General features: G+C 60.5%; 21 protein-coding genes and 1 pseudogene. 19 read left to right on the top strand and 3 right to left on the bottom strand.

Annotated features, from left to right (window positions below; all coding sequences use genetic code 11):
• The first annotated feature begins 33 nt into the window (after positions 1-33).
• The 8 genes from GKZ67_RS22325 to GKZ67_RS00790 all read left to right on the top strand — a co-directional run bounded on the left by GKZ67_RS22325 (position 34) and on the right by GKZ67_RS00790 (position 5,396).
• Positions 34-351 carry a response regulator transcription factor gene (locus GKZ67_RS22325; protein ID WP_217278658.1) on the top strand — a complete coding sequence of 106 codons (318 nt, stop codon included), beginning with the start codon at positions 34-36 and terminating at the stop codon, positions 349-351.
• Positions 276-665: a response regulator transcription factor gene (locus GKZ67_RS22320; protein ID WP_217278657.1), complete on the top strand. Its 390-nt coding sequence runs from the start codon at positions 276-278 to the stop codon at positions 663-665. The genes GKZ67_RS22325 and GKZ67_RS22320 overlap by 76 nt, the downstream gene beginning before the upstream one ends.
• Positions 666-742: 77 nt before the next feature.
• On the top strand, positions 743-931 hold the full coding sequence (locus GKZ67_RS00815; protein WP_173240733.1) for a hypothetical protein: 189 nt from the start codon (positions 743-745) through the stop codon (positions 929-931).
• A gap of 332 nt (positions 932-1,263) precedes the next feature.
• Entirely contained in the window at positions 1,264-1,998 is a 735-nt protein-coding gene (locus tag GKZ67_RS00810; RefSeq protein ID WP_173240732.1) for a hypothetical protein, read from the top strand.
• A 95-nt stretch (positions 1,999-2,093) separates the two neighbouring features.
• Positions 2,094-3,560, top strand: a complete 1,467-nt coding sequence (locus GKZ67_RS00805) for a T9SS type A sorting domain-containing protein (protein WP_173240731.1) — start codon at positions 2,094-2,096, stop codon at positions 3,558-3,560.
• 51 nt (positions 3,561-3,611) lie between these two features.
• Positions 3,612-3,815, top strand: coding sequence for a hypothetical protein (locus GKZ67_RS00800; protein WP_173240730.1), 204 nt, complete (start codon positions 3,612-3,614; stop codon positions 3,813-3,815).
• Positions 3,815-4,219 carry a hypothetical protein gene (locus GKZ67_RS00795; RefSeq protein WP_173240729.1) on the top strand — a complete coding sequence of 135 codons (405 nt, stop codon included), beginning with the start codon at positions 3,815-3,817 and terminating at the stop codon, positions 4,217-4,219. Before GKZ67_RS00800 ends, GKZ67_RS00795 begins: the two co-directional genes overlap by 1 nt.
• 175 nt (positions 4,220-4,394) lie before the next feature.
• Complete coding sequence (locus GKZ67_RS00790) at positions 4,395-5,396, top strand: YihY/virulence factor BrkB family protein (RefSeq protein ID WP_173240728.1); 1,002 nt, start codon at positions 4,395-4,397, stop codon at positions 5,394-5,396.
• Between the two features lie 35 nt (positions 5,397-5,431).
• On the opposite strand, the gene GKZ67_RS22845 is transcribed toward GKZ67_RS00790, so the two are convergent.
• The 3 genes from GKZ67_RS22845 to GKZ67_RS00775 form a co-directional block, all read right to left on the bottom strand.
• On the bottom strand, positions 5,432-5,785 hold the full coding sequence (locus GKZ67_RS22845; RefSeq protein WP_254244985.1) for a GAF domain-containing protein: 354 nt from the start codon (positions 5,783-5,785) through the stop codon (positions 5,432-5,434).
• Between the two features lie 212 nt (positions 5,786-5,997).
• Positions 5,998-6,183 (bottom strand): hypothetical protein, encoded by a 186-nt coding sequence (locus GKZ67_RS00780; protein WP_173240496.1) that lies wholly within the window; start codon positions 6,181-6,183, stop codon positions 5,998-6,000.
• A gap of 214 nt (positions 6,184-6,397) precedes the next feature.
• A complete protein-coding gene (locus GKZ67_RS00775; protein WP_173240727.1) occupies positions 6,398-6,988 on the bottom strand; it encodes a LuxR C-terminal-related transcriptional regulator in 591 nt (196 codons plus the stop codon).
• A 548-nt stretch (positions 6,989-7,536) separates the two neighbouring features.
• Between GKZ67_RS00775 and GKZ67_RS00770 the strand changes: the two genes are divergently transcribed.
• From GKZ67_RS00770 to GKZ67_RS00720, 11 genes and pseudogenes are all read left to right on the top strand, one after another.
• On the top strand, positions 7,537-9,570 hold the full coding sequence (locus GKZ67_RS00770; protein WP_173240726.1) for an Ig-like domain-containing protein: 2,034 nt from the start codon (positions 7,537-7,539) through the stop codon (positions 9,568-9,570).
• Positions 9,492-10,112, top strand: a complete 621-nt coding sequence (locus GKZ67_RS00765; protein WP_254245299.1) for a DUF11 domain-containing protein — start codon at positions 9,492-9,494, stop codon at positions 10,110-10,112. Before GKZ67_RS00770 ends, GKZ67_RS00765 begins: the two co-directional genes overlap by 79 nt.
• Positions 10,013-10,603: a hypothetical protein gene (locus tag GKZ67_RS00760; protein WP_173240724.1), complete on the top strand. Its 591-nt coding sequence runs from the start codon at positions 10,013-10,015 to the stop codon at positions 10,601-10,603. Before GKZ67_RS00765 ends, GKZ67_RS00760 begins: the two co-directional genes overlap by 100 nt.
• The gene (locus tag GKZ67_RS00755) at positions 10,530-11,189 is read left to right on the top strand and encodes a hypothetical protein (protein WP_173240723.1); all 660 of its coding nucleotides are present in this window, start codon (positions 10,530-10,532) and stop codon (positions 11,187-11,189) included. Before GKZ67_RS00760 ends, GKZ67_RS00755 begins: the two co-directional genes overlap by 74 nt.
• A gap of 153 nt (positions 11,190-11,342) precedes the next feature.
• Positions 11,343-13,159, top strand: a pseudogene (locus tag GKZ67_RS00750) (hypothetical protein); the annotation flags it as partial.
• 141 nt (positions 13,160-13,300) lie between these two features.
• Positions 13,301-13,429 (top strand): hypothetical protein, encoded by a 129-nt coding sequence (locus GKZ67_RS22840; RefSeq protein WP_254245298.1) that lies wholly within the window; start codon positions 13,301-13,303, stop codon positions 13,427-13,429.
• A gap of 38 nt (positions 13,430-13,467) precedes the next feature.
• A complete protein-coding gene (locus GKZ67_RS00740; RefSeq protein ID WP_173240720.1) occupies positions 13,468-14,790 on the top strand; it encodes a DUF11 domain-containing protein in 1,323 nt (440 codons plus the stop codon).
• Positions 14,757-15,989, top strand: a complete 1,233-nt coding sequence (locus tag GKZ67_RS00735; protein ID WP_173240719.1) for a T9SS type A sorting domain-containing protein — start codon at positions 14,757-14,759, stop codon at positions 15,987-15,989. Before GKZ67_RS00740 ends, GKZ67_RS00735 begins: the two co-directional genes overlap by 34 nt.
• Before the next feature lie 292 nt (positions 15,990-16,281).
• Positions 16,282-18,891 (top strand): PAS domain S-box protein, encoded by a 2,610-nt coding sequence (locus tag GKZ67_RS00730; protein WP_173240718.1) that lies wholly within the window; start codon positions 16,282-16,284, stop codon positions 18,889-18,891.
• Between the two features lie 7 nt (positions 18,892-18,898).
• On the top strand, positions 18,899-19,330 hold the full coding sequence (locus tag GKZ67_RS00725; protein WP_173240717.1) for a response regulator: 432 nt from the start codon (positions 18,899-18,901) through the stop codon (positions 19,328-19,330).
• Positions 19,331-19,547: 217 nt separating this feature from the next.
• Positions 19,548-20,894 carry a hypothetical protein gene (locus GKZ67_RS00720; protein WP_173240716.1) on the top strand — a complete coding sequence of 449 codons (1,347 nt, stop codon included), beginning with the start codon at positions 19,548-19,550 and terminating at the stop codon, positions 20,892-20,894.
• Positions 20,895-21,563 lie beyond the last annotated feature (669 nt).

The raw sequence follows: 21,563 nt of genomic DNA, 5'->3' as shown, positions 1-21,563 counted from the left end.
GCCAGCCAGGCTTCAACTACCCAACTTCACGGTATGGAAAAAACCCGCATCAGTGTGGTCGAAGACCTGCCCGACATTCGCGAGGGCCTGCGCTTTCTGCTCAACCAAACGGCGGAGTTTAGCTGCCTGGCGGCCTATAACTCGGCCGAGGCGTTTCTGGACGAGCTGCGGCCGGGGCTGCTGCCGGCCCTGGTTATCATGGACCTCAACCTGCCGGGCATGGGGGCATTGCCTGCATCCGCGAAGCCAAGCGCCGCTTTCCCGAGCTGGCATTCGTGGTTTTTACCGTGTATGAAGACAGCGACCAGGTATTTGCGGCCCTGGCGGCCGGGGCCAGCGGCTATCTGCTGAAGCGTACGCCGCCCCACAAGCTGGTAGATTCCCTGCTGGAGCTGCGCGACGGCGGCTCGCCCATGAGTGCCAGCATTGCCCGCAAGCTGGTGGCCACCTTTCAGCCTGCTCCTACCCCCCAGGAGATGCCCGGCGAGCTCTCGCCCCGCGAGCACGACGTGCTGGCGGCGCTGGCCAAGGGGCTGCTCTACAAGGAAATTGCCGGGCAGCTGGGCATCAGCGTGCATACCGTGCGCCAGCACATTCACCGCATCTACCAGAAGCTGCACGTGCAAAACCGGACCGAGGCTCTCAACAAGTTCTTCGACCGCTGAGGGCTACCCCCTACGTTTGTTCTATTGACAGCCCCTGGGGCAAAAGGCTAGGTTTGCAGCGAATTCAACTCCCTGCTATGAACCTGCTTAGCCTCGTTTCTACGTTCTGGATACGCGCCGCCTGGGGCGTTTTCGAGTGGGCAGCCGGTGCTGGCGGCCATGCCGCTCCCCTGCTCCCTGTAGCGCCATGCGGCTACGCCGAGCAGCGAGCGCGGCGCGGCAACCCTCATCGACTACGTCGTTTTGGGGCCGGGCCACCTGAATGATGCGGTGCAGCTGCGCGACGTGCTCGCCGATGTGCCGGCCCCTACGGCTGCTTTTACCGCAACGGCAGCTTCGACCTTCCCCAACCGCCCGGCGGCAACCCGCTACCCAGCGCCCTTCCCCCGCTCCAGCCAGCTGCTAGCAGCTGAGGTAAGGACTTGCTGTTACGATAATCACACCAATTGTTACGGAAGTGCTAACGTCGGAGTAGGCAGGCCGGTCACCTTTGCCCTACCCTACTGCCCGCGCTGAACGAGGGTATACCTATATCTTATTCCGGGCAAAATCTCACTACTACCTCAGGCCATCTTCTTCACTCTAAACAATTTACAAAATGAAAACACTTTCCCTTCTGATGCTGGCTACGGCCTCCGCCTTTTGCCTGCCACTGGAGGCTTCGGCCCAGGCTAGCCGCAAGCCGGTAGCCAAGCCGACTGCTAAAACGCCACTCAAAGCGCCGGCCAAGCCGGTAGCCGCCGCTACGCCGGCCAAGCCGGTAGCCGCGCTGCAGCCAGCCCCTACCCCGACAGCCCCGGTGGCTACAACCCAGGTGGCCAGCCCCAGAGTGGCCACTGTACCCTTTGCAGTTGGCACCAGCGTGGTAAGCCTGGGCGTCGGGGTGGGCAGCCGCTATGGCTATGGGGATGGGCTATTTGGGGGCAGCTCCTCACAATCGCCGGCCCTCAGCCTTTCGTACGAGCGCGGTGTACTGGCCCTGGGGCCGGGCTACCTGGGCTTGGGTGGCATAATTGGCTACCAGGGAGCAACCTACGACCTGGGCGGCGGCGATAAGTGGCACTACAGCGACGTGGTGCTGCTGGCGCGCGGCGCCTTCCACTACCCCGTGTCGGAGAAGCTGGATGGCTACGCCGGGCTGGGACTGGGGCTGCGCTACCTGCACACCAGCTACGACGGCAGCCTGAGCGGCAGTGGCTCGGATGGGTCGGGCTACGGCACAATGGGCGTGTTCGTGGGCGGGCGCTACTTCTTCACGCCTGCCATCGGAGCTTTTGCGGAGCTGGGCTACGACCAGTCTTACCTCAAAGTGGGTTTAGCCGCCCGGTTTTAGCCGGTAGCTAACGGCCTGGCTGCCGGCTAAACCGGACACCCCTGGCTTTTGCTTTTTTCAAATTTCTGTTTACCTAACTTTTTGACTTTTAAGCTATGATACAGCGTTTTCTCTTCGTAACAGCCCTGGCGCTGCTGACAGAGCCGGCCCGCGTGGCACAGGCCCAGACGTTTGCGCCGGTGGCACTCTACGCTACCGGGGCCAACAGCAGCCCCAGCGGCATCGCGGCCGGCGATATAAACGGCGACGGCTATCCCGACCTGGTCACCACGTATTTTACGAGCAATAGCATCGCGGTGCTGCTCAACCAGAAAGACGGCACGTTCGCGGCACCCGTCACGTATGTGGCCGATGCAGCGGGCTTCGCTACTCCCCTCGGCGTGACACTTAGCGACTTCAATAAAGACGGCTATAGTGACATTGTAGCGAGCAGCGAGGTAAGCGGCTCGGTGAGCGTGCTGCTGAATAAAAAGGATGGCACCTTTGCCGCGGCTGTCACGTATTCTACCGAAGCCAGCAGCTTTCCGCAGTTTCTGACAGCCGGCGATGTGAATGGCGATGGCTACCCGGATATTGTTACGGCCAACTTCTACACCGACGATATCGGCGTGCTGCTCAATAAGAAAGACGGCACATTTGCCAGCGTGGCCCTTTACCCGACCGGTAAAAGCACCCTCCCCACCGGCCTGGCCCTGGGCGATGTAAACAAGGATGGCTACCCCGATATCGTAACTACCCTGCTTTCGGGCAGCGCGGCGGTGCTGCTCAACAAAAAGGACGGGACGTTTGGCCCCAGCGTGGCGTATCCGGCCGGAGCCAACAGCAGCCTGGTCGGCGTAGCCGTCGGCGACGTCGATAAGGATGGCTACCCGGATATTGTTACGGCCGACAACATCGGCAACGCCGATGTGCTGCTCAACAAAAAGGATGGCACGTTTAAAGCCGGTACGGCTTACCCGGCCGGGCCAAAAAGCGCGCCCTACGGCGTGGTACTCGGCGATATGAATGGCGATGGCTACCCCGACATCATTACGGCCAACGAAGATGACGGCACTGCCAGCGTGCTGCTGAACAAGCAAAACGGCACCTTCGCAACGGCGCTGGTGCTCTCTACCAGCGGCCGGGCGGCCGCCGGCCAGCAGCAGCCCTACAACGTGGCGGTCAGCGACGTTAACAAAGACGGTAAGCTGGACATTGTGGCCGCCAATGCCGGTGACAATACGGTGGGTGTGCTCCTCAACCGCACGGCCACGCTGGCTACCCAGCCAGCCGCGGCGGGGCAGCCCCAGGCCACGGTGTTTCCCAACCCGGCTTCGGCAGCTGAGGGCAGCACCCTGCTGGCCAGCAACCTGCCTGCCGAAGTACGCAGCCTGGAAGCTACGCTGCTCAATAGCCTGGGCCAGGTGGTAGCCCACACCACGCTGGCCGTTGCCCAGGGCCAGGGCCGCGCGGCCCTACCCACCACGGGCCTGCCCAGCGGCAGCTACCTGGTGCGCATCGCCACGCATACCGACCACGCAGCCCCTACCCTGCTGCCGCTTCAGCGCCTGGTAGTTCGCTAGGGGCAGCATTGTCCGCATTCGTTAATTAAATGGCTTTTTATATAGTAAAAAATGAATATTATCACTCGTCTTCACCCGCTGGCACTGCTGGTGCTGGCTGGCTGCTCCACTGCCGCCGACCCGGCCAGCCAGGCCACAAACGCGGCCACCGACCAGGCTGCTTCGGCGCCGATAGCTGCGCCAAGCGGCGATACGAAGGGCACGATTCACCTGGTAGTGACGGGCGGCCCCACGCCGGCACCTACGATGCCGTGATGCACGAGGGCGGCGCCAGCTACGGCTTTGCCGGCAAAGGCCAGTTTGGCAACCAATACTCTGAAAACGGCAAAAAGCCTAATGAGCTGAGCAGCGTGCAGCTGGTGGTAGACGACGTAAAAGGCGATAAAACTACTACCTCGGGCTTTCAGACGACCATCTCCTTCGGCCCGCTGCTGAGCAGCTACTCGCTCAACGTCAATACCCTGCGCGATGCCAGCCGGCCCGAGGGCAAGGGCCAGCTCAGTCTGAAATATAACGGCGGCAAAGGCCCCGCCATTACGCACCTGACGGGTGAAACCGCCGCCCACGAAAAATTCGACCTGACTATCAACGCCCCGAAGTGGCTACGGCCGACTAAGCAGCTGCCCGACTGCGTAAAAAGTAACGCAAGCAGCTTTTAAGGGCAGCCGAGTAAGGGTGTGAACCCGGCTTGGCCAGCTAAAGCTCGCCAGTAGAGGACGGAAAGAGCAACACGGGTAGCCGGTACGGAGTAAACCACTCCTGAAACGCCGGCTACCCTTGGCCTGCCCCACAGAGGGGAGTAGCCGTTAGCCCAGCCAATCCTCTACACAGCTCATGAAGAAACTGGCAATGCGCGTCTGGCATTTGCTGCGGCAAACGGCAGCAGGCTCTCTGCGCGACAAGGTGCCCCAGCTTAGTGCTTCACTGGCCTATTATACCCTGTTCTCACTCGGGCCGATGCTGCTGGTGGTAGTATCTGTATGTGGGTATTTTGGGGGCAGCCAACGCGTGGAAAGCGGGCTATTTGTGCAGATACAGAAAGTAATAGGGCCTGCGGCAGCAATTCAGCTTCGCAAAATTATGCAGTACGCCATGCTGGACGGCCACCATCCGCTGGGTGCCAGTATCGGCCTGGTTACGCTGCTTCTTGCCGCCACTTCGGTATTTACCGAAATTCAGGACTCGCTAAACAGCCTCTGGCATCTGAAGCTGCGGTCGGATGTGGGCTGGTGGCAGGTAGTCAGAACCCGGCTGCTGTCCTTTGCCCTGGTCATTACCCTGGGCATACTACTATTGGCTTCGCTGGGGTTAAACTTGCTGCTGGCGAGCCTGCTGGCCAGGCTGCGCACGTATTCTCCCAACGTGTCGGCCGTGCTCGTCTACGCGACCGACCTGGTGCTCAGCCTGCTGTTTACCACCGGCTTGTATACTATTCTCTACAAAGTGCTGCCCGATGCGCGCACTCGGTGGCGGGATGTGGCCGTGGGTGCGCTATTCACGGCTGTTCTTTTCATGCTGGGCCGCTTCAGCATCACCTACTACCTCGGCCACAGCAACTTGAACAAGGCTTATGGCACTGCTGGCACACTGGTGGTGCTGCTGGTATGGGTCTATTATTCGGCCCTTATCCTCTACGTGGGTGCCGAGTTTACCAAGTATTACACCATGACATATGGCCATGATATACAAGCTGATACTTATGCCCAGGTAGTGCAGACGGTGCAGGTGGCGAGCAAGCACGGCAAGGTGCGGCTAATCGAGCAAAATCGTGCCCACACCAAGCGGGAGCTGCAAAGGGCCAACGACGCCCTGGATGCCGCCGAGCCTCAAGAATGACCAACCGCCCGGCCCTGGCGGGCCGCAAGCGGGCGCTATTCTTTCTGCGGAGTGGCCGGGCGGGTAGCGGCCAGTTCCTGCTCCAGCTCTTGTATGCGGCGCACACTGGCCGCCAGCGTAGTGCGGGCAGCCAGGCGCAGCTCAATCTCATCCATGGCAATGGTAGCCAGGTCTTGCAGCATGAGTTTCTGGTCCTGGTTGAGGTAGCGCGGCTTCTGGTCGATGAGGCAGAACGTGCCTAATTTGTAGCCGTCGTGGGTAGTGAGCGGAGCGGCGGCATAAAAGCGCAGCCCCATCTCGCCCGCTACCAGCGGATTGGTCAGGGTGCGGGGTCGCGCCGGGTGTCTTCCACCAGGTATACTTCCTCCGAAAGAATAGCCGAGTCGCACAAGCCCCTCCCCGCTCAATCTGCTCTGCCTCAAGGCCGTGGTGCGACTTAAACCAAATGCGGTCCTCATCTACCATACTGATGATGGCGATAGGCATGTTGAATAGCTTGGCTGCCAGCGCGGCCAGGCGGTTTAAGCTGCCATCGGGGGCGTATCAAGGATATCGTAGCGCCTGAGCGCAGCCAGGCGGGCGGCTTCGGGGGAAGTCACAGTCATAGCAAGAACTTGGAGAGTGTTAGAACTATATCTGGCATAAAGCTAGTCGGGCCGGCGCAGGGCTGCAATATGCCGCCGGGCTGGCCCTCGCCGGCAATAATAAGCGCGCACCAGTAACCAAAGGGCAGCGGCCGGGTGGCGGCCGGCACGGCGACGCGTTCAGCAAGGGCAGAGTCGGGCATAGGCGAAGGTAAACTACCTGCCGGTACTACGTACGCCGGCCGCATAAGGCTGAAACCGGCTCGAGCTGCTTCGTTTTGAACCCCAGCTCCGGGCCCACGCCTGGCCCGAGCCGGGGCAGCCAGCACTATATCGCCGGCATGGGCAGCCTCGGGCGCAACCGGCTGCTACCGGCAGGGCCCTTTAACACGCACTACCACCCGCCGGCCCGCGGCGTTAGATGATTCCGCGCAGGTGCTGACTGAGCAGCTGCGTGCGGCTATTGACCCGCATTTTGCGGTAAATGTGCTTGACGTGGGTCCGGATAGTGAGGGTCGACAAATCGAGCCGCTGCGATATCTCCTTGTCACTGAGGCCGTCTATTATGCCTTGCAGCACCTGACGCTCGCGCGGGGTCAGCAGCTCGGAATGGGTAGTGGGCGTGGGCCGGAAGTGCGAAAGCACCTTGCGGCTTACCCCGCGGCTCATGGGCGCGCCGCCCCGCGCCACCTCCAGCACCGCTTCTTTGAGCTGAGGCAAGGGCGTGTACTTGGCCATGTAGCCCGTGGCGCCACTACATAGCGCCTGGTATATATGCTCCACGTCTTCGTAGGCGGTGAGCATAATGACTTCCATGGTCGGAAATTTTTCCTTGAGCAGCGGCAGGGCCTCGGTGCCACTGATGCCGGGCAGCCCGATATCGAGCAGCATTACGTGCGGCACCAGCGAATCTTCGAGCTGCTCCAGCAAGTCCTCAATTGAGTCGGCTGCCAGAATGTCGTGTATCTCGGGCTGCTGCCTGAAATAAGCTTTGAGGACTTTAAGCACAGTTGAGTCATCTTCAACTATAGCTAAATATAATGACACCATTTGTTTAGCAATAAGAGATGCGTAGCTCAGCGCATCCTGCAAAGCTGGCTCCGCAACAAGAGCCTGGCTAGAGACACTTGGGCACGGAAAATAGCTCAACAGATAGTAGATAGATTATGTACGGTAGATAGGTATTACAAGGGCAAAGGTAAAAAATGGGTGGCTAAGCGCTTGGCACAGCGCCTACCCTATTTGCGGGTCTGGGCTGTGCAATACCTGAAAATATTTTTTCACTGGAATAAGCTGGGAGAGTCCCGCCAGACGGCTGCTACTCAGCCGCGAGTAAAAAACGCTGCGGGAGCAGCCCTGAGCTTTCTCAGACTGGCTTGGTGCCCTTGACCCGCAAATAGGGTAGGCATTGGGCAGGCGCGCGCGCTAAATGCCCTGGAAATTTGTGCTTTACGGGAAAAAGCACAAATAAAGGCCTGGCTTATTCTATTGCTAAGGCCTGGCGTGGGCTACTGACCAGCTATCCGGCATTTACTATTTTCTTCTTACCACTCTTTATGCAGAAACCACTACGCGTTCCTCATACAGCGGCCTCGGCCAGCCGGGGCACCCCCCAGCATCGGCGAGCAGGCAGCAACTGGTGGCTGCTGTTAATCGGCCTCGGGCTGGCCGGCCCGGTGGCGCAGGCGCAGACCGGCGGAGCCGATGTGTACACGCCCTCCGGCAAGACGGTGGCTCGTGGCACCGGCTCCAAATCGGCCGCCAAAGGAGTAAGCGGGACGGCCAGCGTACTGGCGGTGCCGGTAGCGCTGGCGCGCACCAGCCAGATTGTGCTGAACACGTACGGCGATACGCCGCTGGCCGTGCCGCTGGCGGCCACGGCCGACGCCGGCAATTCGATTGTATCGTACACGGTATCGACGCTGCCGCCCGCAACGGCGGGGGTGCTCAAGCTCAATGGCACTACCCTTACGACTACTACGGTAATTGCGGCCGCTAATGCCGGCAACCTTACCTTCAAGCCGGTGGCGGGCTACTTTGGCACTGCCGTTTTTCAGTACAAGGCCAAAGACAACCTTGGCAACGTTTCGACGGCTACTACCTACGGGGTGCCGGTGAGCAAGGCGGTGTGTGGCGCAGGCGCGGGCCAGGCCAACGTGCTGAGCTACTACGCTCGCACGGAGGGCGAAGACTGGAAAGTGAACCGCTCGGTGGTTATTGATGGCGTAACTATTACGGCCAACCCGACCGGCACACCCTACGCTGCCTCGCCGACCACGACCGATATTTTCTTTGTATCGGACCAGGCGGCTGTGCCGGGCAAGGGTCTGGTATGGGCTGAGGATTATACTTCGACGGCCGCGACCACGACCGTGACCACCTTTACCTTCAGCCGGGCACTGGCCAATTTTACGCTGTCGATTGGCGATATTGATAACGGCACGGGCTACATCGACCAACTGACGCTGCAGGGATATGATGCCAGTAATAACCTGGTAACTATTCCGACGGCCAACGTTTCGACAGGCAGCACTAACTCATTCAGCAACAACACGCTCACTGGCACTAGCAATAGCGCAGCCTCGGCGGCTACCGATGTATTGCTTTCATTTCCGCAGCCCATTACCCGGCTCGTGATGACGTACCGCAATCCGGCCACTACCCAGACGGACCCGTCCAGCCAGCTGATTGTGTTTCCGTCGATAGCCTGGTGCGCTCAGGCTGATATTCAGACCACTATCACCAATACCCAGCCCCGGGCGCGGGCCGGCACCTCGGTAAGCTACACCGTAACGACTACTAACAACGGCAACACCGACGTGCCCGCGAGCGTGACGCCCACGCTGACCCTGACGCTGCCCACGGCGGCGGGCTATACCCCCAATGTGCTACTGAACGGCGTAGCAGCCGGCGCCGCCTACAACAGTACAACGGGGGTGCTGACGCTGCCCGCCATCAGCAGCCTGGCCGTGAACGGCTCGGTCGCCAACGTGGTGAGCTTTACGATGCCGCCAGCCAGCGCGGGCGGCGTGAGCGCCATCAGCAACGTGAGCGCTACCGCCGTCGACCCCAACACGGCCAACAACCAGGCCACTGCGCGCACCACGCAGAATACGGCCCCGGTAGCCAACGCCGTAACCAACCCGACGGCTATTCTGAGCAGTACCACTACGCCCACCGCCATTGCCCCGCTCAATGCCAGCGATGCCGATGCGAGCACTGGCAACACGACTATCGTTTCGTACACGCTAGTGAGCGTGCCGAACCCAGGCTCGCAAGGCTCAATTTACGTGAACGGCAGCACCACAGCCGCCACAGCGGGCACTACCTTCACGGTGCCGACATCGGCCACGGCTGGTAGTCCTGGCTACCAGCTCACGTTTGTGCCGGTGGGCTCATTTGTGGGCAATGCCACCTTTAGCTACCTGGCTACCGACGATGTGGGCGCCACCTCCAACCAGGCTACCTATACCATACCGGTGACGGCCGGGGCCGACCTGGCCACGCTTATCTGGGGCCGGCTAAGGCAGCGGAGGGCCAGACGCGCTTTTATAACACCACGACTACCAACCGCAGCGGGGCCGCCGTGAGTGATGTAGCTGCTACGGTAACGCTTTCGAGCAAGCCGCCATTTAGCAGTGTTTCAATGACAAATGGCAGCTACAATGCCACCACGGGCGTAGTTACCTTCAACACATTTGCCCTGGCGGCCGGAGCCAGCACCCTCAGCAGCTTTTCATTGGTTGTGCAGGGCTCTCCCAGCTCTATTACGGTTACGGCAAATAGTAGCAGCGCCAGCATCCCGGACCAGGACCTGACCAATAACAGCGCGAGTATCGCTACTACTATTACGCGTACGGGACTGGCCGGCATAGCGGCCGCGTGCGCTACGCCGGGACAGGACTTGTCGCCAACCATCAGCACCAACCCCAACGCTTATTACCCCGCAGCCAATCAGACCCTGGCCGTGAACGCCACGTCCATCGCAGTGGGGCAGCTACGGGAGCGGCCACTGACATCAAGCCCGGCGACTTGCTGCTCGTTATTCAGATGCAGGGCGCCGACATTGATGCAACCAATACCGACTCGTACGGCGACGGCCAGCCTGGTGGTGGCGGCTTTGGTAACCTGAGCACCAACTTCACGGCCGGCCAGTACGAGTACGTAAAAGTGCTTGATACCGCCCCCACCGTAACCGCCGCGGGCGGTACCATTCAGCTGGCCACCGGCCTTAAATTTAGCTACCAGAACGCCGATGCCACTACCTCGGCCGGCCAGCGCCGCTTTCAGGTAGTGCGCATTCCGCAGTATCAGAACCTGACCGTGAGCGGCACTATTGCCCCCGCGGCCTGGGATGGCAAAACGGGGGCCTGCTGGCCCTCGACATTACCGGCAAGCTCAGCTTTGCTCCCGGCGCCAGGCTCGATGCCTCGGGCAAGGGCTTCCGGGCGGGGCCGGCCAGCGCCTCAAAGGCACCACCGGTACTACAACCCTCGATTATCGTGCGCCAGCGCCGGCAAGCGGCACCACGCAGGTAGGCGCCCACGCGATGAAAGGGGAAGGCGTAGTCGGCACTCCCCGCTACGTAAACAATGGCACGTCCTTATTCGACACGGGCGTTGATGGTTACCCCAACGGTAGCTCGGCACGAGGCGGCCCTGGCAACGCGGGCGGCGGCGGCACCGATGGGGATGCCACCAGCAACACCATGAACAGCGGCGGCGGTGGCGGCGGCAACGGGGCCCGTGGTGGTCACGGCGGCAACACCTGGAGCAGCAATGTGGCCACAGGTGGCGAATCGGGTCTACCCCTTGACCTGGTAAGCACCAACCGCCTGATTCTGGGTGGCGGCGGCGGCGCCGGCTCCAGCAACGATGGTACCGGCGATGGCCCGCTTACGGGCTACGCCAGCAGCGGGGCCACCGGCGGCGGCATTGTGCTGGTACGCACGGGCTCGGTGGCGGGCTTCGGCAGCATTCTGGCCAATGGGGCCAGCGCCAGCAGCACCGTAGCAAACGACGGCAGCGGCGGCGGCGGGGCCGGCGGCGCTATTCTGGTTACGGCTACTAATACGGCCTCCCTGGGCCAGCTGTCGCTTTCGGCCACCGGTGGCAACGGCGGCAGCAATACTGCTACTACGGCCCAAGGTCCGCACGGCCCCGGCGGGGCGGCGGGGCGGCGTTATTTTCACCAACGCCGCTCCGGGTAGCCAGGCAGTGGCAGGGGCGCCAATGGCACTACCGCCGGCGGCGTAGCCTTTAATGCCGAAGCCGGCACGGTTGGCCTGACTAATACGCAGGTTAGTACCAGCATCGCCAACAGCGCGGCAGGCATCAATTGCAGCACCGATGTATTGGCTGTTGTGACGGCCCCGGCCACGGCGGCGGCAGCTAGTACCGCTACTGCCACGGTTACCTTCACCAACAACGGCGGGCAGCCGGCAGCCAGCGTTACGCAGGTTGTGACGCTGGCCACGGGCGATAAGTACAAGCCCGCAACGGGCATCGTAGCCACGGGCAGCACCAGCATCAGTTCTCCCGACCCGACGACCGGCAATGTAACGGTTACCTATCCGACCCAGCCCTCACTGGCCGCGGGCACCAGCACGCCCTACAACATCTCGTTCACGGTGCCCGGCACGGCATCCGTAACCACTACGGCCGCTATCACCACCGCCACGGGAGAGCCCGTAACCGACAACAATACCAGCTCGGCTACTACCTCCATTACGGGCTATGCCGATGTAGTGGCGGGCGTATCAGGCCTCTCCACGATGAATGCCGGCCGCCAGACAGGAATTTATTCTCTCGTATTTGCCAACAACGGTCCGGCCGCGGCCAGCAATGTGCGCATGACGGCAACGCTCCCCGCCGGGGTCGCTGCGGCTAACGTATTCTTTCCTGATGGAACCACCTACCCCTACGATGCGGGCACTGGCATTATTACGTTCCCAACCGTAGCGTCAATGCCTACCCGCGACGCCCGCTTTTACCGGGTGAGCTTTATTGCGCCGGTGCTGCCGGAAGGCTCCGGCGTAACAGTTCAGAACGCAATCGTCACCGACAGCCAGCAGGACTCTGGCAGCGGCAGCGGCACTGCCCCCGATAATGCGTCTATTGGCGCCACCATTAACAGCGTGGCCGACGTGGCCAGCATCGTGACGCCGCAGGCGGGCACGGTGACGGCCGGCGCTACGGGCACGTTCAACGTTACGTTCATCAACTACGGCCCTTCGCTATCGACCGGCGTAACGCGGCGCGTGCTGCTGCCACCAGGCCTGCTGAACGTAACTGCTTCCAACGGCGGCACCTACGACCCGGCCACCGGCATTGTAAGCTACGCGACCTGCCCCGACCTCGCCCCTAATGCCAATGCGTCTTCGACGGTCGCGTTCACCGCTCCAGCGCGCGGACCGGTTACGGCAACCTCGAATATGAACGACGCCACGATTTTCTCGGGGCAGTCGGATAATAATCAGAGCACGGCCACCATCAGCGTTACGCCGGTGGCCGATGTTACCACTACGCTCAGCGGCCCCACGGCCGTGGTGGCCGGCAACCTGGCCACCTTTACGGTGCTTACGGCCAACAGCGGCCCGGCCACGGCGGTATCGGCCGCCACAGCGGTCGTGCAAACCGTGCAGCTGCCTGCCAACCTGGCCGGGGTGTTTGCCTCAAACAACGGCAGCTACGATGCGCCGTCGGGCGTGGTTACGTTTCCAGCCATTCCCGTATTGCTCAGCGGCGCCACTATATATAACACTGCAAGCTTTGCGGCGCCGGCTTCGGGCTTTACAGCCACTGCCAACGTGACGACGGCTACCGCTGAAAGCAACAGCAACAACCTCTACACGGCGCCGGCCACTACCAGCAGCCCGGCCACTACCGACCAGGCCAACATTTTTACCAAAGCAGCGCCTTCGGATAAAAACGTAGCCCCGGGCACGCCTGTCTCGTTCACGATTACCACGGGCAATAATGGCCCGCAGGCAGCCACGGGCGTGGTGCAGCAGGTGTCGCTGCCCGTCGGCCTTACCGGGGTGAGCCTCTCGGCAGCGGAACCTACACCCCGGCTACCGGTGTGGCAACGTTCGCCATCGGCTCGCTCGTGAGCGGCACCAGCGTCACTAACACTATTACCCTGACGGCCCCGGCCGCCGGCTCCATCGCGGCGCTGGCCAGCGTTTCGGCCGCCACCTCCGACCCGGTACCCGGCGACAATACGGCCACCTCTACCATAGATGTTAATCTGCTGACCGATGTAGCTACTACCCTGATTGCGCCTTCTACTGCCTCAGCCGGCCAGGTAGTTACCCTCACCGTGAATACCATCAATAACGGCCCGGTACCCGCCACCAATGTGGTGCAGACCGTTACGATTCCGGCGGGCCTCGACCCCCAGATGGTTACGAGCACGGGCGGAGGCACCTATGCCCCGGCATCGGGGTAATTACCTTTCCGGCCATCGCCTCGCAGGACGCGAACAACGTGGTAACGAATACGATTACCTACAAGATGCCGGCTATTAAATCGACGGATACGCCCGCCCCCACAACGTTTGCAAACACGGCTACCGTCAGCACTACCACGCCCGAAAGCGTGCGCACCAACAACACGGTAGCCGTGGCAACCGCCGTGAAGTGGAACACCGATATTGTAGTGAGCGTGAACGGCCCCGCGGCGCCTATTCTGGGTAACCCAGCCACCTACGCAGTATCCTTTACGAATAACGGACCGGCCGAGGCACTGAGCAGCACCCCGGAGCTGCGCATCACTACTTACCTGGGCACGGTAGTGGCGTCGGGCGGGGGCGTATATGACCAGACGACGGGCATCATCACCTTCCCTACTATTACCAACCAGGCGGTGGGTGCTGCCGGCACCGTAACCCAGACCGTAACGATTACCGTGCCCGACCGGCCCATTATTGGCGCCGCCGGGGTGGCCAACGTATCGCGGGCCACCAACGACCCTATTCTGAGCAATAATGCCGGCGGCCCCATTGCCGTAGTACAGCCCGCTACCAGCACTCAGGTCGATTTGCAGACCACCATTACGGCCACGGACAGCAACAACTCGCCGATTACCACGCAGCAGGCCGGGCAGCCGGTGGTGTTTACGGTAGTGGCTACCAATGCCGGCACCGTCGCCTCCGCTATGCAGGAGCGCGTGAGCCTGCCAGCCGGTCTCAGTGTAGTGGTGCGCGATGCCACCAGTAGCGTGCTGGCGGGTGCCTATGATGCCGCCACAGGAGTTGTTACCTTCCCGAGCATACTCAACCAGATGGGCGGCACCAGCAGTACGTACCGGATTACCGTCAACAACCCGCTCAACGACCCGCTCGTGGCCACGGCCCTCATCGATGGTGTGTACTCTGACCCGGTGGCCAGCAATAACCAGCAGTCGTTCAGCGTTGCTATTCAGCCCATTGCCGACGTAGCCATTCAGCTCAGTGGCCCGGCTCAGACGCTGCCCGGCAGCGTGGTTACCTACCAGGTGATTGCCCTAAACAACGGGCCTTCGCCGGCCAACAGCGTGAGCCAAACCGTACAATTGCCTACCGGCCTCACCGACGTGACGGCCTCGGGCGGCGGCAGCTACAACCCCACTGGCGGCCTGGTTACCTTCCCCGGCATTGCCAAGCAGTCAGTAGGCAGTCCTGGCACTGTAGCTAATACCATCTCCTTCACCTTCCCGACCACGGCCCAGACCCTGACGGCTGCCGTCAGCACAACGACGACTGAAGTAAGTGGGGAACGGCCAACAACACCTCGCCGGTGCTCACTACCCTGGCCAACCAGTTCCCGGTAGCTAACGCCCGGTTCAACCGCCTGCAATCGCCGGCCGGTAATACCGCCGATGCGCTCCCCCTGGGTGCCATCAGCGGTATTGACCTCGATGGTGCCGTGGCTTCCTTCACTGTTACGACGCTGCCAGCGGCGGCAGCCGGGGTATTGGCTCTCAACGGTACCCCTGTCGCAGCCGGGCAGTCTATCGCCCTTGCCGATATAAGCAGCCTCACCTTCGACCCGGCCGCTACGTCTGTGGGCAACGCCTTCTTCACCTTCACCGCTACCGACAATGCCGGAGCCGTGTCGAAGCCAGCCCTGTACGAGATTGCCATTGGCCAGGATAATGCGTCGGTGTACACTAGCACGCCGCTGAAAGGCGGCGCTAACGAATACCAGGACGGCGACGCAATTGCCAACGTGGTCGATGCCAACAGCAGCGTGTACAACAGCGCGGCGGCCCTCACCGATAACGGGGTGCGCACGGCCAGCGTGAGCAGCGGCAGCCTCGCGCCCGGCCTCGAGTTGGATGCCGAAACGGGCCAGGTGCGCGTGCTCGACCGCCAGATGCTGCTGGCCGGCACGTACCCGGTGGGCATCCGGACCGTGGATGCCAACGGGGGCATCACAACCCAGACGGTGAACCTGCAAATCGGCAACTACCCGCTGCCGGTGGTGCTCACGAGCTTCACGGCTACGGCTGCGGGCGTCGATGGGCAGCTGCGCTGGACCACGGCACAGGAGCTTGCCAACAGCGGCTTCGGGGTAGAGCGCTCGTTCGATGGTCTCCGCTTCGAAACGCTCACGTTCATAGCGGGCGCAGCCACCTCGGCGCTATCCCACCGCTATGCCTATGATGATGCCGGTGTGGGACGGCTGCACCTCGGTACGGTGTACTACCGCTTGCAGCAGCTGGACCAGCGTGGCAAAGCCAGCTACAGCCCGGTACAGGTGGTGACGTTTGCCCCGCCCGCGCTCACGATGCAGGTGGCGCTTTACCCCAATCCGGCCCAGGCCTCGACTACCCTCGACATGACTCAGCTGCCTGCCGGGCCGTATCAGGTAACCATGCTCGATGCTACCGGCCGCGTGGTACAGGTGCTGAGCCTGGCCGGCGGCTTGGCCCACGAGCTCGCGGTGGCTGACCTTCGCAGCGGCCTCTACCAGCTTATTATTCAAAATACTCCCCTGAGAGTCATGCAGCGCCTGCTCAAAGAGTAGCCCGCTGAGCGGCCCACCAAAAAGTCTCTCCCCCAAGAGAGGCTTTTTGGTGGGCCGTTACTACCCGAATTGCCGGGCAGCGTGCTTTTGCCTACTGGCTGATTAACAGCCCGCAAGCAGCCAGCCCTGCTTTTGGCCAGCCGTAAGCTTAACGCTGGCGGCGGTTGACCATGACCCAAAAATTGGGTAGGCTTTTTACCCGCCCCACCCGCCTAAGCAACCGAAATTTGTTATCTGGCAGCCCAACAGCCCAGACCAGTGCTTCGTCTAAGGGTATTTATTCGCGTTGTTTTTGGGCGGGCAATCCGCCGCCGCTGCCGGCCTGGCTGCGGCAACCATTCTCTACTACCGCACCGACAGCTATGGCCGCCCCCACGACACCCGAATTTTAGAGAGTTTGATGAGCTATTCCTCCGACGTTATCTGCGTTATCGACCCCCATGGGCGGTTTCAGCGGGTGAGCACCGCCAGCCTGAGCATTCTGGGCTACGACAGCGACGAGATGGTCGGCAAGTCGTTTGGCGACATCATGCACCCCGCCGACCGCCAGACTGCCCTGGCTCAGTGCCTGCGCACCTACCAATCGGCCCCGATGTATTTCGACAGCCGCTGCCTGAAAAAAGACGGCCGGGAAGTAGGTATTTCGTGGTCGGCCTTCAAGGTGCCCGCCGATGGGGTACTGCTGTGCGTGGGCCGCGACACCACGTCTGAGCGCCAGCCGCCGCCCACCTACGGGCACGAAGCCCTCAACGAAGTATTTATCGGGCATGGGTTCGACATGGTAGGGCTGCTTACTGAAGAAGGCGTGTACACCTACGTGGGTGGCGCTACACTCAAAACGACAGGCTACCGGTCCGAAGACCTCATTGGCAGAAGCTGTTTTTCCCTGATTCATCCCGACGACCTGCCCCAGGTGCTGGCCCTCTGGAATCAGATTGGCGTTCAAAAAAATATTCAGATATCCGATTTTCGCTTTCAGACTGCCAGTGGCGAATGGAAATGGATTCAGACAACGGTAAGCAACCAGCTGCACAACCCGGCCATCCGGGCGTATGCGGTAAGCTCGCGTGATGTTTCGGAGCAGAAGCGGGCCAGCTTTGAGCTGGCCGAAAGTGAGCAGCGCATGCGGCTGCTCTTCGAAAACAACCCGGCCCTGGCCGTTTTTCAATCCACGGAGGGCCTTATTCTGGATGCCAACCCGGCCTTCCTCAGCTTCTTTAAGAAGCAGAAACCGGAAGTAGTCTACCATCCGCTCGCCGAGTTTTTGCCCCATAGCCTGCGCCTGCTTTTCGAGCAAAGCTTCCGCGAGGCCGCGGGTGGCCGCCGGGCAAAATTTGTGGCTGCCGTCAACAACGAGGCCGGGGAAGAGCGGCACCTGCGCGTGAAGCACGTGCCCCTGGTAGTGCAAGGCGAGATAGTGGGCGTCCACGTAATGGCCAAAGACATCACAAACATCCTCACCGCGCAGCGCCTTATCAAGCAACAGGCCGAGCAGCTCACCACTATTCTGGAGAGCATGACCGATGCCTTTTTCTCGCTCGATAAGAACTGGAATATTACTTATCTCAACCGCGAAACCGAGCGGGTTTTTGCCATAAAGCGCAAGAACTTCTTAGGTAGATGCATTTGGGAGGTCTTCCCCGACCCTGACCCTATCTACCGCAGCAGCTACCAGCAGGCCCGCGACACCAACCAGACGGTACAGTTCCGGGTCTTTGAAAAGCTATTGAACTGCTGGCTACAATTCAAGGTCTTTCCATCGCCCGACGGCCTGGCCGTGTACTTTTCTGATGTCACCGAGCAGGTAAGCGCCGAAAAGAAGCTCAAGCAGCTGGCACTCGTGGCCAGCGGCACCGACAACTCCGTTATTATTACTGACGCGCAGGGAATTACGGAGTGGGTAAACGAAGGCTTTACCAAGCACACGGGCTATGTGCTGGCCGATATGGTGGGCAAAACCCCCGGCCAGGTCTTGCAGGGAGCCGAAACCGACCCCGCCACCATCGAGCGCATCCGCGAGCGCCTGCTTCAGCAGAAGGCCTGCCACGTGACTATCCTCAACTATAAAAAGTCGGGGCAGAAACTCTGGTTTGCCATGGATATTACGCCCATCTACGACGATAGCGGGCAGCTTATGCAGTTTATATCCATTCAGCAGAATATTACCTACCGCAAGGAAATTGAGGCGAGCCAGGCCAAAATGACCCAGGACCTGTACCGACAAAACCGCGACCTTCAGCAGTTTACCTACGTGCTTTCGCACAATCTGCGGGCCCCGCTGGCCAATGCCCTGGGCCTGGCCAACGTGCTCACCAAGGTTGATAAAAACAGCGCGGCCTTCACCAACTCGCTGGCCATGCTGGGCCAGAGCATGAAGCAGGTCGATACCGTACTGCACGACCTGAACCTGATACTATCGCTGCGCGATAACCAGGACGTCCAACCTCCCGAAACAGTAGCGCTGGCCGACGTGTGCCGGGAAGCCATCGAGCACCTGGCCGGGGCCCTGGAGCAGTGTGGCGGTCGGGTAGAGCTTCGGCAGGAAGAGGGCCTTAGCATCCACGGCAACAAGGCTTTTTTATATAGTATATTTTATAATTTATTATCCAACTCCATCAAGTACCGCTCGCCGGAGCGCTCGCTGCTGGTAGAGATAAGCTGGCAGCGTACGGCGCAGGGCGGCATCAGCATTTCTTTTACCGATAATGGCTCGGGCTTTGACACGTACAAAGCGGGGTCCGATGTCTTTCAGCTCTACAAGCGTTTTCATACCAACCAGCGCGGACGGGGCATTGGCCTGTTTCTGGTCAAAACCCACGTCGAAGCCATGGGTGGCAAAATTGAGGTAACTAGTGCCGTCAATGCCGGCACCCGCTTCCTGATTCATCTCGACGCTCGCTAACTTGCTTATGCTTACGTATTTAATCGACGATGACCTTATCAGCCTGTATCTGGCCGAACAGGTGGTGGAGCTGGAAGGCTTTGCCTCACAAATCTGCACCTTCCACTCGGCTACCGAGGCGCTGGCGCACTTGCTGCCCCGCCTGCCTGCCCCCGAGCCGCAGGTCATTTTCCTCGACCTCAACATGCCGGTGATGGACGGTTGGGATTTTTTGGAGGCCCTGATGCCCCACGAAGAAGCCCTGTTGAAATCTACCCGCATCTACATCCTCACCTCGTCGCTGGCCCAGGCCGATACGGCCCGCGCCGCTAGTCATCGCCTCGTAGCCGGCATTATCCGCAAGCCTATTGCCGAGCAGGAGCTGCGCGCTATTGCCTCGCAGCTGCGCAGCCTGGGCTGGGCCTTCCCGGCAGCCGACAAGCCCCACCTAAACCACTAATTTACCAGGAAAAGGGCATGGATAAGCTACCGCATTTAGGGTAGTATTTTTTGAAGTCGGCGGTGGTAGCAACAGCTAATTTTGCTGTGTACTTTTTGCCCGATTTATGTGCTCATACTTTACTTCATTACCTGCCCTGGCAAATAGCAAGTGCTCCGGCTCCGGGCAGGAGGCTCTGGTTACTAAACGCTTATTCTGGACTATTTGGCCTATTTTGGTGGCCGTACTGTTGCTGGCAGCGCAGCCCGGCTATTGCCAGAGTCCTCAGTGGCAATGGGCCGTGCAGGCGGCCGGCAGCGGTACTTCGCAGCTTAAAGGCGTAGCCACCGACAAAGAAGGCAACACCTACGCAATAGGATTTTTCACAGAAAAAACTGATTTTGAGCCAATTTCGCTCACCAGCCAGGGTAAGAGCGACCTGTTTGTAGCCAAGCTCTCGCCCGCAGGCAGCTGGGAATGGGCCATAGCGGCGGGCAGCAGCGGCAGCGACCAGGGAGCCGGCATTGCCCTCGATGCCTCGGGCGCCATTTTCGTTACGGGCAGCTTCAGCAACCAGGTTACGCTGGGGGCCACTACCCTCACCAGCCAGGGTGCTACCGACGTGTTTGTGGCCCAAATCGGTACCGATGGCCAGTGGCTGTGGGCTACGTCGGCCGGCGGCCCCGGCCTCGACCTGGCCCGTGCCCTGGCCACTACCGGTACTGGCGCGCTAGTAGTGGCCGGGCAGTTTGCTGCTACCGCTGCTTTTGGCCCCAAAACCCTGACCAGCAACGGCATCAGTGATGCCTTTGTAGCCAGCCTTACGCCGGCCGGCGGCTGGCAATGGGCTACGGCCGCCGGCAGCGAGGGCAATGATGAGGCGCGGGCACTGGCCGTATCAGGCAAAGGTGATATATACGTAACAGGCTATTTTAGTGCGCTGGTTGCCTTTGGGGCCACCACGCTGCGGGGCCGAGGCCTCAACGATGCCTTTGTAGGGAAGCTGAGCAGTACGGGCCAGTGGCAGTGGGCCACGGCGGCTACCGGCACCAACACGGCCTATGGCAAGGGCCTGGCCGCCGACCCCGCCGGCGGCGTATTTGTAACAGGCTCGTTTAGCGGCGATGCCTTTTTCGGGCCCATTCACCTCTGCGGCGACAACGATGATGGCTTTGTGGGCCGGCTTAGCGCCAACGGCCGCTGGGATTGGGTCAAGAGTATTTCAAGCCCGTTTCTGGAAAGTATTGTGGGCATCGCGCTCGATAAGAAGGGGAAGCTCTACGTGGCCGGCACTTTCAGCGACCAGATTAAGGCCGGCGGCTTTCAGCTCGTTAGTCATGGGCACACCGATGCCTTCGTGGGCTACCTAAGCCGGGCCGGTAACTGGCTGGGCCTGACGGCGGCCGGCGGCGCCGACGACGACGATGCCCAGGCAATGGCGCTGGCGGCTGGCGGCGAGGTATATATAGGCGGTGAATTCTCCTCCGAGGCCACATTTGGCAGCTCGCAACTCCAAGCTGCCCAGCCCTATACCCAGCTCTACGTGGGCCGGGCCAGTGTGCTCCCGTCTGCCCCACAGCCCTAGCCAGCACCGTTGACTATCGGCTGAGCGCTGGACTTATCCAGGCTGCTCGCTTTATCTACGGCTATTGTCAGGTTGGTGTACACAGTGGGCTGTCGGCTTTTGGCCGGCAGCCCGCTCGCATAGTAGAGCGGCTTAGCGGTCAGAGTACACTTTCTCCTAGCCTCATTCCTCCTTTCTGAAGGAGAAGGGGCCGGCCCCAAAGGGTCTCGTAAGGCGAACGCCAGAACGCCCGTATACGCTGACCTAGACACTTCTCTAACTCCCAGGGCATTACCAGGCTTTAACCGGCTATGCCGATTTACCGCTGCTTACCCATTGCTACCTAACCAAGCGGAGTCTAGCTACAACTCGCATCAGGTGCCGACGCCCGGTATTTCGGGAAAAGAAGGAGGTAGGGAGAAGCAAGCTGGCCCACCACAGCGGGGGCATAGCATAGAAAACATATTATTTTCTTAATATACAAAACAACTTGAACCTATCAACTTGAATTACACGGAGGCGCGAGAAAAAAAGAGAAAAGAATACTAGCAAATTACGAAAGATGCAGGTTATATGAAGACAAATTATACTTATAATAATCCTAATAAAGATGACCTAATAAAGTTTTCAAGGCGCTCATTATCAATAAAAGCATAAATGCGCTACACTACCTGCTAACTTTACAGTGGG

The sequence above is a fragment of the Hymenobacter sp. BRD67 genome (assembly GCF_013256425.1).
Taxonomy (GTDB): Bacteria; Bacteroidota; Bacteroidia; order Cytophagales; family Hymenobacteraceae; genus Hymenobacter.
Note: the sequence above shows the minus strand (reverse complement) of the source record. Positions and strands in the feature narration are given on the sequence as shown.

What these genes read in the sequence shown, in the direction of transcription:
- GKZ67_RS22325 (WP_217278658.1), top strand. Translation starts at nt 34, where the DNA reads ATGGAAAAAACCCGCATCAGTGTGGTCGAAGACCTGCCCGACATTCGC.
- GKZ67_RS00815 (WP_173240733.1), top strand. Translation starts at nt 743, where the DNA reads ATGAACCTGCTTAGCCTCGTTTCTACGTTCTGGATACGCGCCGCCTGG.
- GKZ67_RS00810 (WP_173240732.1), top strand. Translation starts at nt 1,264, where the DNA reads ATGAAAACACTTTCCCTTCTGATGCTGGCTACGGCCTCCGCCTTTTGC.
- GKZ67_RS00805 (WP_173240731.1), top strand. Translation starts at nt 2,094, where the DNA reads ATGATACAGCGTTTTCTCTTCGTAACAGCCCTGGCGCTGCTGACAGAG.
- GKZ67_RS00800 (WP_173240730.1), top strand. Translation starts at nt 3,612, where the DNA reads ATGAATATTATCACTCGTCTTCACCCGCTGGCACTGCTGGTGCTGGCT.
- GKZ67_RS00795 (WP_173240729.1), top strand. Translation starts at nt 3,815, where the DNA reads ATGCACGAGGGCGGCGCCAGCTACGGCTTTGCCGGCAAAGGCCAGTTT.
- GKZ67_RS00790 (WP_173240728.1), top strand. Translation starts at nt 4,395, where the DNA reads ATGAAGAAACTGGCAATGCGCGTCTGGCATTTGCTGCGGCAAACGGCA.
- GKZ67_RS00780 (WP_173240496.1), bottom strand. Translation starts at nt 6,183, where the DNA reads ATGCCCGACTCTGCCCTTGCTGAACGCGTCGCCGTGCCGGCCGCCACC.
- GKZ67_RS00770 (WP_173240726.1), top strand. Translation starts at nt 7,537, where the DNA reads ATGCAGAAACCACTACGCGTTCCTCATACAGCGGCCTCGGCCAGCCGG.
- GKZ67_RS00755 (WP_173240723.1), top strand. Translation starts at nt 10,530, where the DNA reads ATGAAAGGGGAAGGCGTAGTCGGCACTCCCCGCTACGTAAACAATGGC.
- GKZ67_RS00725 (WP_173240717.1), top strand. Translation starts at nt 18,899, where the DNA reads ATGCTTACGTATTTAATCGACGATGACCTTATCAGCCTGTATCTGGCC.